Source organism: Azomonas macrocytogenes (genome assembly GCF_014191985.1).
Lineage (GTDB): Bacteria > Pseudomonadota > Gammaproteobacteria > Pseudomonadales > Pseudomonadaceae > Azomonas > Azomonas macrocytogenes.
In genome coordinates this window covers 222,363-236,718 of record NZ_JACHXI010000003.1, presented here as the reverse complement: position 1 = coordinate 236,718, position 14,356 = coordinate 222,363, and the positions used below count along the sequence as shown (strand labels likewise).

General features: G+C 60.8%; 12 protein-coding genes and 1 other RNA gene. 6 read left to right on the top strand and 7 right to left on the bottom strand.

Going from position 1 to position 14,356, the window contains the following annotated elements:
• The first annotated feature begins 113 nt into the window (after positions 1–113).
• On the top strand, positions 114–3,131 hold the full coding sequence (locus FHR87_RS05015; RefSeq protein WP_183165618.1) for a PAS domain-containing protein: 3,018 nt from the start codon (positions 114–116) through the stop codon (positions 3,129–3,131).
• A 67-nt stretch (positions 3,132–3,198) separates the two neighbouring features.
• Positions 3,199–3,504, top strand: a complete 306-nt coding sequence (locus FHR87_RS05010; protein WP_183165617.1) for a DUF2388 domain-containing protein — start codon at positions 3,199–3,201, stop codon at positions 3,502–3,504.
• A gap of 70 nt (positions 3,505–3,574) precedes the next feature.
• Here FHR87_RS05010 and gcvP read toward each other — a convergent pair whose 3' ends face one another.
• The 7 genes from gcvP to FHR87_RS04975 form a co-directional block, all read right to left on the bottom strand.
• On the bottom strand, positions 3,575–6,436 hold the full coding sequence (gene gcvP, locus FHR87_RS05005) for an aminomethyl-transferring glycine dehydrogenase (protein ID WP_183165616.1): 2,862 nt from the start codon (positions 6,434–6,436) through the stop codon (positions 3,575–3,577).
• A gap of 73 nt (positions 6,437–6,509) precedes the next feature.
• On the bottom strand, positions 6,510–6,893 hold the full coding sequence (gcvH, locus tag FHR87_RS05000; protein ID WP_183165615.1) for a glycine cleavage system protein GcvH: 384 nt from the start codon (positions 6,891–6,893) through the stop codon (positions 6,510–6,512).
• Between the two features lie 26 nt (positions 6,894–6,919).
• Positions 6,920–8,002: a glycine cleavage system aminomethyltransferase GcvT gene (gcvT, locus tag FHR87_RS04995; protein WP_183165614.1), complete on the bottom strand. Its 1,083-nt coding sequence runs from the start codon at positions 8,000–8,002 to the stop codon at positions 6,920–6,922.
• A 207-nt stretch (positions 8,003–8,209) separates the two neighbouring features.
• Positions 8,210–9,430 carry a 2-octaprenyl-3-methyl-6-methoxy-1,4-benzoquinol hydroxylase gene (locus FHR87_RS04990; protein ID WP_183165613.1) on the bottom strand — a complete coding sequence of 407 codons (1,221 nt, stop codon included), beginning with the start codon at positions 9,428–9,430 and terminating at the stop codon, positions 8,210–8,212.
• 44 nt (positions 9,431–9,474) lie between these two features.
• A complete protein-coding gene (ubiH, locus tag FHR87_RS04985) occupies positions 9,475–10,656 on the bottom strand; it encodes a 2-octaprenyl-6-methoxyphenyl hydroxylase (RefSeq protein ID WP_183165612.1) in 1,182 nt (393 codons plus the stop codon).
• Position 10,657: 1 nt separating this feature from the next.
• The gene (gene pepP, locus FHR87_RS04980) at positions 10,658–11,992 is read right to left on the bottom strand and encodes a Xaa-Pro aminopeptidase (protein WP_183165611.1); all 1,335 of its coding nucleotides are present in this window, start codon (positions 11,990–11,992) and stop codon (positions 10,658–10,660) included.
• A gap of 17 nt (positions 11,993–12,009) precedes the next feature.
• A complete protein-coding gene (locus FHR87_RS04975) occupies positions 12,010–12,579 on the bottom strand; it encodes a YecA/YgfB family protein (RefSeq protein WP_183165610.1) in 570 nt (189 codons plus the stop codon).
• 120 nt (positions 12,580–12,699) lie between these two features.
• Between FHR87_RS04975 and FHR87_RS04970 the strand changes: the two genes are divergently transcribed.
• The 4 genes from FHR87_RS04970 (at position 12,700) to FHR87_RS04955 (ending at position 14,059) form a co-directional block, all read left to right on the top strand.
• Positions 12,700–12,909, top strand: a complete 210-nt coding sequence (locus FHR87_RS04970) for a TIGR02449 family protein (protein ID WP_183165609.1) — start codon at positions 12,700–12,702, stop codon at positions 12,907–12,909.
• Positions 12,906–13,226 (top strand): cell division protein ZapA, encoded by a 321-nt coding sequence (locus FHR87_RS04965; RefSeq protein WP_183165608.1) that lies wholly within the window; start codon positions 12,906–12,908, stop codon positions 13,224–13,226. The genes FHR87_RS04970 and FHR87_RS04965 overlap by 4 nt, the downstream gene beginning before the upstream one ends.
• A gap of 33 nt (positions 13,227–13,259) precedes the next feature.
• Positions 13,260–13,438: non-coding RNA, 6S RNA (ssrS, locus tag FHR87_RS04960), on the top strand.
• A gap of 6 nt (positions 13,439–13,444) precedes the next feature.
• Positions 13,445–14,059 (top strand): 5-formyltetrahydrofolate cyclo-ligase, encoded by a 615-nt coding sequence (locus FHR87_RS04955; protein WP_183165607.1) that lies wholly within the window; start codon positions 13,445–13,447, stop codon positions 14,057–14,059.
• Positions 14,060–14,356 lie beyond the last annotated feature (297 nt).

The window sequence follows — 14,356 nt, the reverse complement described above, 5'->3', positions numbered from 1 at the left end:
CAAGTTTGCACTTGTTATCGTTCGACCATTGCAACGCAACGGACTGCCGAGCAAACATTGTGAATTATAAAAAAGACGAAGCTGGGTGCTCGGCCACTCTGGTTTTTCATTCCATGACTGGCTTGCAACCAGATCCAGAGCTCCAATCCCTGGTCGAGCAGGCTTGTATCCTGTGCGATTACAGTTGTGCGGCCATTCATTTACTCGATGGCACCAGCCATTGCTGCGTCGCGGCGAGCGCGCTGAAACCAGGCGATGCCGACGGCCTGAAAACCCTTTGCGCACAAATCCTGCAGCAAGCCACTCCCCTGCTGATTCCGGATCTGCAAACCAGCCTGCAATTGCCGGAATCCGACCTGCGCAGCTATGCCGGAATCGCACTGATCACCTCTGAAGGCCTGCCACTGGGAACCCTGGCCGTTGCCGACCCTGGTACTCGTCAACTCACCGAACCTCAGATCGCCTACCTGCAAGCCCTGGCTCGCCAGGCAACGGCCCTGCTGGAGCTGCGCCGCTTACGCCAAGAACCGACAGATAGCGGTCTCAACGGTACCACGGCCATTCGTGATGCCTGGCAACGGCTCAGCCTGGCCAATCAGGCCGCCGCCGTAGGCGTCTGGGAATACGATCCGCACTCCAACAGGCTGCACTGGGATGCCCAGATCCGGCAGCTCGCCGGACTCGCCGCCGGCCAGCCCGAGCTCAGCATCAGGGCGTTTCTGGAACGGATCCATCCGGATGATCGACGCACAGTCGTCACCTCATTCAAACGCGCACTGGCAGTGATAAGCGACGGTGAAATCGATCTGGACTACCGCTTTCTCGACTCGACCAACCATCAATATCGCTGGATCACCAACCGAGGGCGACGCATCCAGGATAACAACGGTAAGGTCAGGATTCTCGGCACGACACGGGAAATCACCGCCGAACGCCAGGCAGCGGAAGAGCTGAAGCGAATCAACACGCTGCTGGAAATGCAGATCGAGGAACGTCATCAGGCCGAACAGCGTCAGGCCGCCTACGTCAGAATGAGCGACATGCTGCGCGGCCAGTTCGACCCTGAAGCCGTCGATCGTGTGCTGCCGCGCCTGCTCGGCGAAACCCTGCATAGCAGTCGGGCCCTGCTGATCGAAGTCGAAGCCCCCGGCGAACGGGGCAAGCTCCTGCAAAGTTGGCCCTACAAGCTCCCCTGCGGGATACAGGTTTTCAATTTCACCGATTATGGCGATCTGGCCTACGACCTGCACCAGGGCGAGATGATCGTGATCGAGGATGTTCGCCATGACGTACGCACGGCAGAGCAAGCCGATAACTTCGCCCAAGCGGGAGTCTGCAGTCTGATGGGCATCCCGCGCCAGGAGCAAGGCCATCTTTGCAAAGTGCTGATCCTGCTGCAGGACGAGCCGCGCCGCTGGCTTGACGAGGAAATATCCTTTGCCCGGGATATCAGCGAACGAGCCTGGTCCGCCCAGAACCGTATGCAGGCCGAACGAGCCCTGCGCAAGAGTGAAGAGCAGTTCCGCACCCTGGCTGACAACATGAGCCAACTGGCCTGGATGGCCAACCCTGCCGGGGTGATCTACTGGTACAACAAGCGCTGGTACGACTATACCGGCGCCACCCTGGAAGCCATGCAGGCCCTGGGTATCGGCTCGATGCATCATCCCGAACATCGCGAACGGGTCATCGCATCCATGCAGCGAGCCTTCAGTATTGGCTTGGTGTGGGAGGACACCTATCCCCTGCGCGGCAAGGATGGCCGGTATAACTGGTTTCTGTCGCGCGCGCTGCCGATCCGCGATGAACTCGGCCGGGTCATCCACTGGTTCGGCACCTATACGGATGTGACCGCCCAGGTTGCCGCCGAAGAGGCCCTGCGCGAACTCAATAACAACCTGGAACGCCGGGTCGTCGAGCGCACCCACGAACTGGCCGAAAGCAACAGCCGGCTGCAGATCGAAATGAACGAGCGCGAGCGTGCCGAAGAAGCCCTGCGCCATGCCCAGAAAATGGAAGCCATTGGCCAGTTGACCGGTGGGCTGGCCCACGACTTCAACAATATGCTGACCGGCGTGGTGGGTTCGCTGGACATGATCCAGCGTCGGCTCGGTCGGCAGCATAGCACCGAAGTGGATCGCTACATCGATGCGGCAGTGACCTCGGCCAATCGAGCCGCCGCGCTCACCCATCGGTTGCTGGCCTTCGCCCGCCGCCAATCGCTGGACCCGCAGCCGGTCGATGTGAATCGACTGATCCTGTCCATGGAAGACATGCTGCGCCGCACCATCGGCGAGCATATCCAACTGACCACCCAACTGAAGCCGACCCTGTGGCTCGCACACACCGATGCCCACCAACTGGAAAACGCGCTGCTGAACCTGGTGATCAATTCCCGTGACGCCATGCCGGCGGGTGGACGCTTGCTGATCGGCACTGCCAATATCGCGATCGACCACTCTCTGCCGGATAGCACCGAGCCGGGCGATTACGTGCAGCTCAGCGTAAGCGACACTGGTTGTGGCATGTCGACCGAGGTAATCACCAAGGCCTTCGATCCCTTCTTCACCACCAAACCGATCGGCCAGGGCACCGGCCTTGGCCTATCCATGGTCTACGGCTTCGTCAAGCAAACGGGTGGTCAGGTACATATCGACAGCCAGCCCGGGCAGGGCACGAGCATCAGCTTGCTATTGCCGCGCGATCAGCAGGAGCCGATCCAAGCTGAGGCTGCGGTGGATACGCGGGAAGTTCCCTGCGCGCGAAATGACGAAACGATTCTGGTGGTCGAAGACGAAGCCGCCGTACGCATGCTGGTCATCGAAGTATTGCAGGAACTGGGCTATGCCGTACTGGAAGCCAGCGGCAGCGACAGCGCACTGCCCATCCTGAGCAGCGAACGGAAGATCGATCTGCTGATCACCGATGTCGGCCTGCCCGGCATGAATGGCCGCCAGTTGGCGGACATCGCCCGCAATCACCGGCCGGATCTGAAAATACTGTTCGTTACCGGCTACGCGGCCAATGCCAGGGTTCGCGGCGAGTTCCTTTCGCAGGGCATGGAAATGCTCGCCAAACCGTTTAACATCGATGCCTTGGCAATGAAGGTCCGCCAGATGATCGAGAGCTGAACCCAGAGCGGAACCCCTCTGGTTCCCGAGCCATCCAATTAGGCATCGCCATCCTGGAGAGGAAACCATGCACAATCCAAGGGTTCTACTTGCCGTCGCTCTTGCATTCGTATCCGCCGCAACCATGGCAGATGATGGCTGGGTCCGGCGGATTCTGTCCTCGGGCGCGACGACCGCCTCCACCTACCTGACCTCGCGCGACGACAAGCAGGTCGCAGCCATCCGCGAGGAGGCCAGCGGTTTCGTCGCCAGCAACGGCGAGATCCGCGGCCCCTTCCTCGAAGCGAAACTCCAGCAACTGCGCAGCGAACACCCGGAACTGCAAGCATCCGATCTGGAACTGGCCACGACCATTCTGGTGGGAGAACAGTGAGGACGTTTTCAGGCTTGCTGTCCCGTCAAGCTTTTCCCGCCTTTATCTGAAACTTGCAGCCTGTAGCCATTCAACCCGACACACAGGCGCAAAACAGGTTGCGGTCACCAAAGACGTTGTCCACTCGATTCACTGTTGGCCAGTACTTGTGCTCGCGGGTGTGCGCGCTTGGCGTTACGGCCTCGGCGATGCTGTAGGCGCGAGTCCAGGCGCCGGTGACATCGGCCAATGTGTGCGGAGCGTTCACCAACGGGTTGTCTTCAGCTGTCCATTCACCATTCTGCACCTTGGCGATTTCGGCGCGAATGCTCAGCATGGCCTCGACGAAACGATCCAGCTCGGCCTTGGGTTCGCTTTCGGTAGGCTCGATCATCAACGTGCCGGGTACCGGGAAGGACATGGTCGGGGCATGGAAGCCGTAGTCCATCAAGCGCTTGGCCACATCTTCCTCGCTGATGCCGGTCTGCGCCTTGAGTGGCCGCAAGTCGATGATGCACTCGTGCGCTACCCGGCCGTTGCGCCCGCTGTAGAGCACGGGAAAGGCACCGTTCAGGCGGTTGGCGAGGTAGTTGGCATTGAGGATCGCCACTTCGGTCGCATCGCGCAGGCGCGGGCCCATCATGGCGATGTACATCCAGCTGATCGGCAGGATGCTGGCACTGCCCCAGGGAGCGGCGCTGACCGCGCTATTGCCGGGTGCAGGTCCCTCCAACTCAACCACCGGATGGTTGGCGACGAAGGGCGCCAGGTGCGCCTTGACACCGATCGGCCCCATGCCCGGGCCGCCGCCGCCGTGGGGGATGCAGAAGGTCTTGTGCAAGTTCATGTGCGACACATCGGCACCGACATCCGCCGGCCGCGCGAGGCCAACCAATGCGTTGAGGTTGGCCCCGTCCATGTAGACCTGCCCGCCCTGCTCGTGCACGACGGTGCAAATATCGCGGATGCCTTCCTCGTAGACCCCGTGGGTCGAGGGGTAAGTGATCATCAGGCAGGCTAGCTGCCCACCGGCCTGCGCCGCCTTGCGCTTGAGGTCGTCGAGATCGACGTTGCCGGATTTGTCACAGTCGACGGTCACCACGCGCATGCTGGTCATCTGCGCCGACGCCGGGTTGGTCCCGTGTGCCGAGGCCGGAATCAGGCAGATGTCGCGCTGCGCCTCGCCACGGCTTTCGTGATATTTGCGGATTGCCAGCAGACCGGCGTATTCGCCCTGCGCTCCCGAGTTGGGCTGCATGCTGATGGCATCGAACCCGGTGATGGCACACAGCCAGGACTCCAGTTCGTCGATCATCGCCCGGTAGCCGACGGCCTGCTCACTCGGTACGAAGGGGTGCAGATTGGCGAATTCCGGCCAGGTAATGGGGATCATCTCACTGGTGGCGTTGAGTTTCATGGTGCAGGAGCCCAGCGGGATCATCGCTTGGTTCAGCGCCAGGTCCTTGTTTTCCAGACGCTTGAGGTAGCGCAGCATCTCGGTTTCGCTATGGTGCGTATTGAACACCGGATGCGTCAGGTAGGCCGAGCGGCGAACAAGCTCGGCGGGAACGCCTTGCGGCAGTTCGCTCGCATCCAGCAAGTCGATCTCCAGACCGTGATCGGCACCAAGGAAGATGCTCAGTAGCTGCTCGACGGTCTGCCGGGTGCAGGTTTCGTCGAGGCTCACGCCCAACCGGCCGCGGCCAAGAATACGCAGGTTGATCCGTGCTGCCTTGGCACTCTCGATGATGGCCGTCTGTGCACCACCGACGTCCAGCGTCAGGGTATCGAAGAAATACTGGTTGATCCGCTGGATACCCTTGCGCTCCAGGGCAGCAGCCAGGATCGAGGTCAGCCGATACACGCGCTCGGCAATCCGCTTGAGTCCTTCGGGACCATGATAGACGGCATAGAAGCCGGCAATGTTGGCCAGCAATACCTGCGAGGTACAGATATTGGAGTTAGCCTTCTCGCGGCGGATATGCTGCTCACGAGTCTGCAGCGCCATGCGCAGCGCCGTATTGCCGCGGGTATCCTTCGACACGCCGATGATGCGCCCAGGCATGGCGCGCTTGAACTCATCACGTGTAGCGAAATAGGCGGCATGCGGCCCACCGAAGCCCATGGGCACGCCGAAACGCTGGGTCGAACCGAGCGCCACATCGGCGCCCAGTTCACCCGGTGACATCAGCAGCAGCAGGCTGAGCAGATCGGCCGCCACGCAAGCGAGTGCCTGCCTGGTATGCAATTGCTCGATCAGCGGCCGCAGATCGCGAATGTCGCCATGGGTATCGGGATATTGCAGCAAAGCGCCGAATACGTCGTGCGCGCCGAGATTATCCAGCGCATCCACTACCAGTTCGAAACCGAAGGCTTCGGCACGGGTACGCACGACCGAAATCGTCTGCGGATGACAATTCTCGTCGACGAAAAAGCGGTTGCTCTTATTCTTCGCTACGCGCCGGGCCAATGCCATGGCTTCGGCGGCGGCAGTCGCCTCGTCCAGCAAGGAGGCATTGGCCAAGTCCAGGCCCGTAAGATCGATGGTCAGTTGCTGGAAATTCAGCAGGGCTTCCAGGCGACCTTGGGCAATTTCCGGCTGATAAGGCGTGTAAGCGGTGTACCAGCCGGGGTTTTCCAGCACATTGCGCAGGACCACCGGTGGCGTGATGGTCCCGTGGTAGCCCGTACCGATCAGGCTGGTCCACTGCTGGTTGCGCATGGCGTGTTCACGCAATCGGGCCAGTGCCTCCTGCTCGTCCAGGGCCGCGGGCAACTCCAGCTCGCCGCGCAGGCGAATTGCTGGCGGCACCGTCTGCTCGATCAGCTGCGCACGGTTGGCCAACCCGAGCGCATCGAGCAAGGCATGCTGCTCGGCCTTATCCGGGCCAAGATGGCGATCGAGAAAGGCATCGGCCTGATGAAGCTGGGAAAGACGAGAGGAATGGGACATCCGGGCAGGTTCTCCAAAGGCAAAAAAGCCCCGCCTGCGCGGAGCTTCCTTCAATTGTGTGGCGATTGCAGGGTCAGGCTTCGCTGGCAGCCTTGTAACCGGCGGCATCGAGCAGTTTGTCCAGCTCGGCCGGATCGTTCGGCTTCAGACGGAAGAACCAGCTGCCATAAGGGTCGCTGTTGACTTGCTCGGGCGAGTCGCTGAGCAAGGAATTGATGGCGATCACTTCACCGGAAATCGGTGCATAGATGTCCGACGCGGCTTTGACTGACTCCACCACGCCGGCTTCCTGTTCTGCCTGAAGTTGCAGGCCTATTTCAGGCAATTCCACGTAGACCACGTCGCCCAACGCATCCTGGGCATGGTCGGAAATGCCCACGGTAACGCTGCCGTCTGCTTCCAGGCGGACCCATTCATGGGTGGCGGCGTAACGGAGTTCGCTGGGAATGTCGCTCATTCTCTGTCCTCACGACTATCTTCGGATTAAACAAGGATCTTGCCATGGCGCACGAAAACCGGCTGCACCACGCGCACCGGATACCATTTGCCGCGGATTTCCACTTCGGCGCGATCGGCAGTGGCAGCCGGCACGCGCGCCAAAGCAATAGATTTACCCAAGGTCGGCGAGAAGCTACCGCTGGTGATCTCGCCTTCGCCTATACCAGCGACCCGCACCAACTGGTGCGCACGCAGCACGCCACGTTCCTCCAGTACCAATCCGACCAGCTTGGGCAGATGGTCGGCTTCACGCTGCGCCTCCAGCACCTCGCGCCCCACGAAGCGGCGCTCGGCCGGCTCCCAGGCAATGGTCCAGGCCATATTCGCCGACAGGGGCGATATCTCCTCGGTCATGTCCTGGCCGTAAAGGTTCATTCCAGCTTCCAGGCGCAAGGTGTCACGAGCCCCAAGGCCAATGGGCACAATGCCGGCGCCAACCAGGTCGTTGAAGAACCCGGGTGCCTGCACGGCGGGCAGGATGATTTCCAGGCCATCTTCACCGGTATAGCCGGTACGGGCGATAAACCAATCGCCTTCGGCCAGTCCCTGGAACGGCTTGAGACCGCCGATCAGCGCCGCACGTGCCGGGTTGACCAGTTCAGCGACCTTACTCCGGGCATTCGGTCCCTGGATGGCCAGCATGGCAAGTTCGCTACGCTCGTCGATGACGACGTCAAAGCCGGCGGCCTGGGCTCTCAGCCAGGCCAGATCTTTCTCGCGGGTCGCCGCGTTGACGACCATGCGATAACCATAGTCAGCCAGATAGACGATCAGGTCGTCGATTACCCCGCCTTGCTCATTGAGCAAGGCGCTATACAGTGCCTTGCCGGCAAATCCCAGCCGCGCCACGTCATTGGCCAGCAGATGTTGCAGATAAGCCTTGGCGTCGATACCGGAAATATCCAGGATCGTCATGTGCGAGACATCGAATACCCCGCAATCGCGGCGCACCTGATGGTGCTCCTCGACCTGGGAGCCGTAGTGCAGCGGCATGTCCCAGCCGCCAAAGTCGACTACTTTGGCGCCGAAAGCGAGGTGTTGAGCAAAGAGCGGTGTACGCTGACCCATGGGTTTCTCCTTCAGGGCAGGGCGCCGAAGCGGATTGGCAAAGCAACAAGGGCGCTTCGAATGGCGCGAATTGTAGCCGCATGCTGGAAGAAGGTCACTGCGCAGCAATAGCGCAGTGTTACCAACGTCTTGCTCGGACGAACGTTTCGATAGCCTGCCGATGCCAGATAGCGAAGTCGGCGAAGGTATCGCAAGCATTGGCTATAGTCAGGCGCGGGCAAGCTCCGGCAGATCACCGGTCAGTCCCAACGCCTGGCGTACGAACAGCGATTTGGCACCTGGCAGGGCTTCCACCTGCTTCAGCCCCACGTTGCGCAGCCACCGCAAGGCCACGGAGTCAGCCTGGAACAGGCGCTCGAAGCCCTCCATCGCTGCCATCATCGCCAGATTCTGCGGCATGCGCCGACGTTCGAAGCGGCTGAGGACACGCAAGTCGGACAATTGCTCGCCACGCTCGTGGGCGTGCAACAGGACTTCGGCCAATACCGCCGCATCGAGAAAGCCCAGGTTCACGCCTTGCCCGGCCAGGGGATGGATCGTGTGCGCAGCATCGCCGATCAGCGCGAGGCCGGTTTGCACATAGCGCTTGGCATGCCGCTGACGCAACGGGATGCACAGGCGCGGATCGGCTTCGAGCACCTTGCCGAGGCGTTCTTCAAAAGCGGTGCCGAGCGCCTCGGCGAAAGCGACATCGTCCAACTCCATAAGCCGCCGGGATTGCTCCGGCGTGCAGGACCAGACAATCGAGCACCAGTGCTCATCACCATTGCGCACCAAGGGCAAGAGAGCCAGCGGACCATCATCAGTAAAGCGCTGCCAGGCGGTCCGCTGGTGCGTACCGGCACAACGCACGCTGGTGACAATCGCATGATGCAGGTAATCCCACTCGCGGGTCTTGCAACCGGCCAGCCGGCGAATCGCCGAATTGGCGCCGTCTGCGGCGACGACCAAAGGCGTACGGTAGCAGCGCCCGTCTGCCAGGGTCAGTTGCCAGTCATTGCCTTTGCGCTGCAACTGTTCCAGCCGGGTGCCAGCGACCAGTTCGACTGCAGCACACGTCTTCAGGCGTTCCAGCAGCGCATCCTGTACCACTCGGTTCTCGACGATATGCCCCAACACTTCGGCATGCACGGAAGAGGCGGAAAAACAAATCTGCCCGGTACCGGTTCCATCCCATACGCACATATCGGTATAGGGACTGGCGCGCCGACCAACAATGCCCGGCCAGGCCCCCAGGTGTTCGAGAATACGCTGGCTGGCAGCGGACAAAGCACTGACCCGTGGCTCGAACGGCTGGCCGGAGGAAAATGGCCGCACCTCGAGCGCATCGCTGTCGATCAGCACGATATTCAGCCCGGCGTCCTTCAGGGCCAGGGCCAGCGCACTACCGACCATCCCGGCGCCGACGATGATCAGATCCGCTTGCATGATATCCCCTTGTCTTGAATGTACATGCGATGAGAACGGTGCATTCAGTCCCGGGTTCCCAGGCCCATGGCCTGACGGGCGAAGCTTCGTTTGGCCGATGGCAGCAGATCGAGTGCTACCAGTCCGAGAGTACGCCCCAGCGAAACCAGTCGGCCGGAATCGCCGAACAGCTGCACCAGTCGGTCGGAAAAACCGATGGTCAGTCGCTGATCCGCACGTTGACGTTCGTAGTAACCACGCAGGGTAGCCAGGTCTCCCGGGGCAGCCGGGCTTTGCAACAGGGTTTCAGCCAGGGCCTGGGCATCGCGCAGGGACAGGTTGTAGCCCTGCCCGGCAATCGGGTGCAAGCTATGCGCAGCATTGCCGAGCACGACCAGACCGGAACGGACCTGCTCTTCAGCCTCGACCAGCGCCAGCGGATAGACATAGCGTTCGCCGATCTGACGAAACGTGCCGAGACGATAGCCGAACGCCTGCTGCAACTCTTCGAGAAAGGCTGCGTCGCTCAAACCGAGCAGACGGTCGGCGTCGCCCTCGGGACGAGTCCAGACCAGGGCGCAGCGATTTTCCGGCAAGGGTAGCAGCGCCATCGGACCATCCTTGCTGAAACGCTCGTAGGCCACTCCGCCATGCGGGCGACTCGCGGTCAGATTGGCGATCAGCGCCGTCTGGGCGTAGCTGCTGGTCTGTGCCAGGATGCCCAGTTGCTCACGCAGCCCCGAACGCCCGCCATCGGCCAGGATGGCCAGCGAGCAGACAAGCTTGCGGCCATCGGCCAACTCCAGCCGATAGCCGCGCTCATCGGCCTGCAGTTGACGAACCTCGGCAGGACAGTCGCGAATGACCACCTCATCGTCCAGAGCCTGCCACAGACAATGGCCGATCCAGGCATTGTCGACCACGTAGCCAAGCGCCGAAACACCTTCCTTGGCAGCATCCAGACGAGTTACACCAAAGCGCCCGCGTTCGGACACCTGGATCTGCAGGATTGGCTCGGCCCGCTCGGCGATGCGCGACCATATCCCCAGACGCTGGTAAAGTTGCCGGGTTCCGAAGGAAAGCGCCGAGGAGCGCGAATCGTAGCTGGGCTGGTAACCGGCTCCCGGGATAAACGGCTCGATCAGTCGAATCCGCCAGCCACGCCGCCGGGCTCCCGTTTGCAAGGCCAGAGCCAGGCTGGCACCGACCAGCCCGCCACCAATGATCGCAATCTCATCCTGTATCACCTCAGGCCATCCTTGTCCGGGCAGCGCCCATCAGCGCCTCGATATCGGCCACAGCTTTAGGTACCCCGGAAGTAAGGACTTCACACCCGTTCTCGGTCACGATGACATCGTCCTCGATCCGGACACCGATGCCACGCCAGTTCTCCGGCACACGTTGCTCATCCGGAGCGATATAGATACCCGGTTCGACGGTCATGCTCATCCCCGGCTCCAGCAGCCGCCATTCACCCTCGATCTTGTAATCGCCGACATCGTGTACATCCATACCCAGCCAGTGTCCGGCTTTGTGCATATAGAAGGGTTTGTAGGCTTCGCTTTCGATCAGGGCATCGACTTCACCCTGCAGCAGCCCCAGCTCGACCAAACCGGCCGTGATGACGCGCACCGTCGCATCGTGTGCCTCATTCCAGCGGCGGCCGGGAGCAATGTGCTCGAACGCTTCGATATTCGCAGCCAGCACCAACTCGTAGATGGCCCTCTGCTCAGGCGTGAAACGTCCGCTAACCGGAAATGTCCGGGTGATATCACTGGCGTAGCAATCAATTTCACAACCGGCATCGATCAGCACGAGATCGCCATCGGCAAGCACGGCGTCGTTCTCGCGATAATGCAGGATGCAGGCGTTGCGGCCGGAACCAACGATGGAACCATAGGCCGCTTGGCGGGCACCGCCCTGGCGAAATTCATAGTCCAGCTCGGCTTCGAGGTGATACTCGTACAGTCCGGCACGACTGGCCTGCATCGCCCGCACATGGGCTCGCGCCGATACTTCAGCGGCATAGCGCATCACCGCCACTTCAGTCGCGCTTTTGTACAGCCGCATATCATGCAATAGAGGTTCGAGCGAGATGAATTCACGCGGTGCCTGGACGCCCTGGCGCACCTTGGCGCGGATACTGTTGATCCAGCCAAGTACCTGCAGATCGAATTCGGAATGGCTGCCGATCGCGTAGTAGACCCGTGAACAACCTTCGATCAAGCCGGGCAGGATTTCATCGATATGCGCAATGGAGAAGGCATCGTCGGCCATGAAATCGCGTATCGCTCCCTCCTGGCCAGCCCGCAATCCATCCCAGAGTTCACGCTCCGGGTTACGCTCGCGACAGAACAGGATGTACTCCCCGTGTTCGCGACCGGGAATCAGAGCAATTATCGCCTCGGGCTCGGAAAAGCCGGACAGGTACTGGAAATCACTGTCCTGGCGGTAATCATGCTCGACATCGCGATTGCGGATATGCACGGGAGCGGCAGGCAGGATGGCGATGCTGTCAGGCTCCATCTGTTCCATCAACGCCTTGCGCCGAAGGGCATATTCCGATTGCGGGATACGGATCATGGGCAGACTCGCTTCAATCAGTGGAGGGGCGGCTTGGGTTCGGGCTCGGCCATATCAGCCTCGACCGGGGCGGCGCATTCCGTGAACAGCAGCAGTGGTGCTACACGCAGATACTCCATCACTTCCATATAGTCGTTTTCGCCATTTTCCGATTCGTCCAAGCGGTTTTCCACCTGGGCGATGGCCGCCAGATCCTGCAAGGTTTCCGTCGCATCCTGGCTTAACGTCCGGCTGCCGGCGGCCAGGCCGAAGCCCGCCAGAAACCCCTGACACCACTGCCCCAGGGCTGCGGCCCGCTCGGCCAGCGGCATCTCGTCGCTGGGCAGCAGCAGGATGAGTGCAATATCGCTACTGGCCAGCTCACCCTTGGCCATCTCCTGCAAACCGACCAACGCCTGGCGCAACCGATCCTCCGGAACCACACCCAGGAGCTCGGCTGCATCCTCCAGCCAGGGATCGACAGTGAAACCAGCGCCGGCACAGCTGCGGCCAAGCAGCAGGCCATGCAGCTCGGCGGGCGAAACGGACGAACCACTGTTGGTCAGTAATCCGGCAAAGGCAGTATAAGGCGAGTTCTGAATCGACATGACGGCTAGGCGTAAACCACGGCAATGAATAGAATGACTACCCCGTATCCTAGCACTGGCAGACAAGCCAAGACCATGCACGCCCCAGAGCTTGTCACCTCGCAGCCATCCAGAGAGCCCATGGAAAACGCCGACCTGCACCTGCTGGCCAGCAAGATCGAACAGCTGATTCAGCGTATCGAACAGCTTGAAACCGAAAATCACGCGCTACGGGCCAGCGAGCAAACCTGGCAAAAAGAACGTACCCAGCACATTGAAAAGAACGAAACCGCACGATCGAAGGTCGAATTGATGATTTCGCGCCTGAAAGCCCTGGAGCAGGACTCATGAACCAGCCTCTCACCGTTACCGTTACCGTCAGTATCCTCGACAAGGAATACTGTATCGCCTGTCCGCCCGAGGAACGTGAAAATCTCGAAAGTGCGGCCCGCCACCTCGATGGACGGATGCGGCAGATCCGCAGTCACGGCAAAGTGATCGGCACCGAGCGTGTAGCCGTCATGGCCGCCCTGAATATCACCCATGAATTTCTGCACAAGAGCGAGCATCTCGATGCCGAAGCCGGCGACACCCGCGAGCACGTGCGCAAACTGTTGGAGAGAGTGGATACAGCTCTGACCAATGATCCGAATTCCACTGATAGCTGATGGATGCCGCGCTCATTGCGTTATACTCCGCCTGACTCCCTGGCATGTACGCCAGCCGGTGCTGTCCCTCTCCCGATACGCAAAAAAACGGGGACTGTGCGTGAGACCGGTGTGCATGTCCGCCTGACGGAAAGCCTTATGGTTTCCGGCAGTCACCACCTTGAACTTTCGGGTTCAAGGGCCTACGCCAGCAGCGGCATGCCGGGGAGCTCACCTTATTGATCCAGGCCGAAGACCTGTCACGTCGTGATCTTCGCCGCCTGCTGCGCCAAAAGCGCCGCAGTCTGTCCTGCAGCCAGCAGCATCGCGCCGCGCAACGGCTCTATCGCCAGTTGGCCCAGCATCCGCTGTTTCGTCGTGCCCGGCACATCGCGTTGTATCTGGCGAACGACGGTGAAATCGACCCCCGAATATTACTGCAGGCCGCCCAGCGCCGCGGTAAGGCGACCTACCTGCCGGTCCTGAAAACCTGGCCAGGTACTCGAATGGCTTTTCAGCGAGTACGTCCCGGCGAACCGATGCGCCGCAACCGATTTTGTATTGCCGAGCCACTTTCCAAGGCTGCACGCCAGCGCCCGGTCTGGGCCCTGGATCTGCTGCTGCTGCCATTGGTGGGGTTCGATACCCAGGGCGGACGCCTGGGTATGGGTGGCGGCTTCTACGATCGCAGCCTGGCTTTTCGTAACCACCGCCACAACGCTCGACGCCCCATCCTGCTTGGCCTCGCCCACGAGTGCCAGAAAGTTGATCGGCTCGATCTGGAAAAGTGGGATGTAACCCTTGATGCGACGGTGACGGACGCGGGCTGGTATCCTCTGCGGCTTGCTAGATAGCGCTGCCAGTCATCCGTCGAATTCGCCATGTATGGCTCAAAGGCTACTGCTCTATCCAGGTTTTCGCCCGAATATCGAAACCTGGTGATCGGCCCTGTCCGCCATCAAGCTTTGGGTATAGCCGGTGGTAACGACGCCCAGACTGAACAAAACTACCAAAACCCATAAGATATCCGGCTTGCGCTTCATAAACGGCTCGCCTCCCCCTGCCAGGCGATCAAATAACCAACCCGAGCACATCCAGTTTTCTCGGTTGGTCGATACGGTTTTTCCAGACCTGGCGTTATCCATCACGGC

Excerpts from the sequence above, each read along its gene's own strand:
- FHR87_RS05015 (WP_183165618.1), top strand. The coding sequence starts at position 114 with ATGACTGGCTTGCAACCAGATCCAGAGCTCCAATCCCTGGTCGAGCAG.
- FHR87_RS04970 (WP_183165609.1), top strand. The coding sequence starts at position 12,700 with ATGGAAAACGCCGACCTGCACCTGCTGGCCAGCAAGATCGAACAGCTG.
- FHR87_RS04975 (WP_183165610.1), bottom strand. The coding sequence starts at position 12,579 with ATGTCGATTCAGAACTCGCCTTATACTGCCTTTGCCGGATTACTGACC.
- FHR87_RS05010 (WP_183165617.1), top strand. The coding sequence starts at position 3,199 with ATGCACAATCCAAGGGTTCTACTTGCCGTCGCTCTTGCATTCGTATCC.
- pepP (WP_183165611.1), bottom strand. The coding sequence starts at position 11,992 with ATGATCCGTATCCCGCAATCGGAATATGCCCTTCGGCGCAAGGCGTTG.
- FHR87_RS04965 (WP_183165608.1), top strand. The coding sequence starts at position 12,906 with ATGAACCAGCCTCTCACCGTTACCGTTACCGTCAGTATCCTCGACAAG.
- gcvH (WP_183165615.1), bottom strand. The coding sequence starts at position 6,893 with ATGAGCGACATTCCCAGCGAACTCCGTTACGCCGCCACCCATGAATGG.
- gcvP (WP_183165616.1), bottom strand. The coding sequence starts at position 6,436 with ATGTCCCATTCCTCTCGTCTTTCCCAGCTTCATCAGGCCGATGCCTTT.
- gcvT (WP_183165614.1), bottom strand. The coding sequence starts at position 8,002 with ATGGGTCAGCGTACACCGCTCTTTGCTCAACACCTCGCTTTCGGCGCC.
- FHR87_RS04990 (WP_183165613.1), bottom strand. The coding sequence starts at position 9,430 with ATGCAAGCGGATCTGATCATCGTCGGCGCCGGGATGGTCGGTAGTGCG.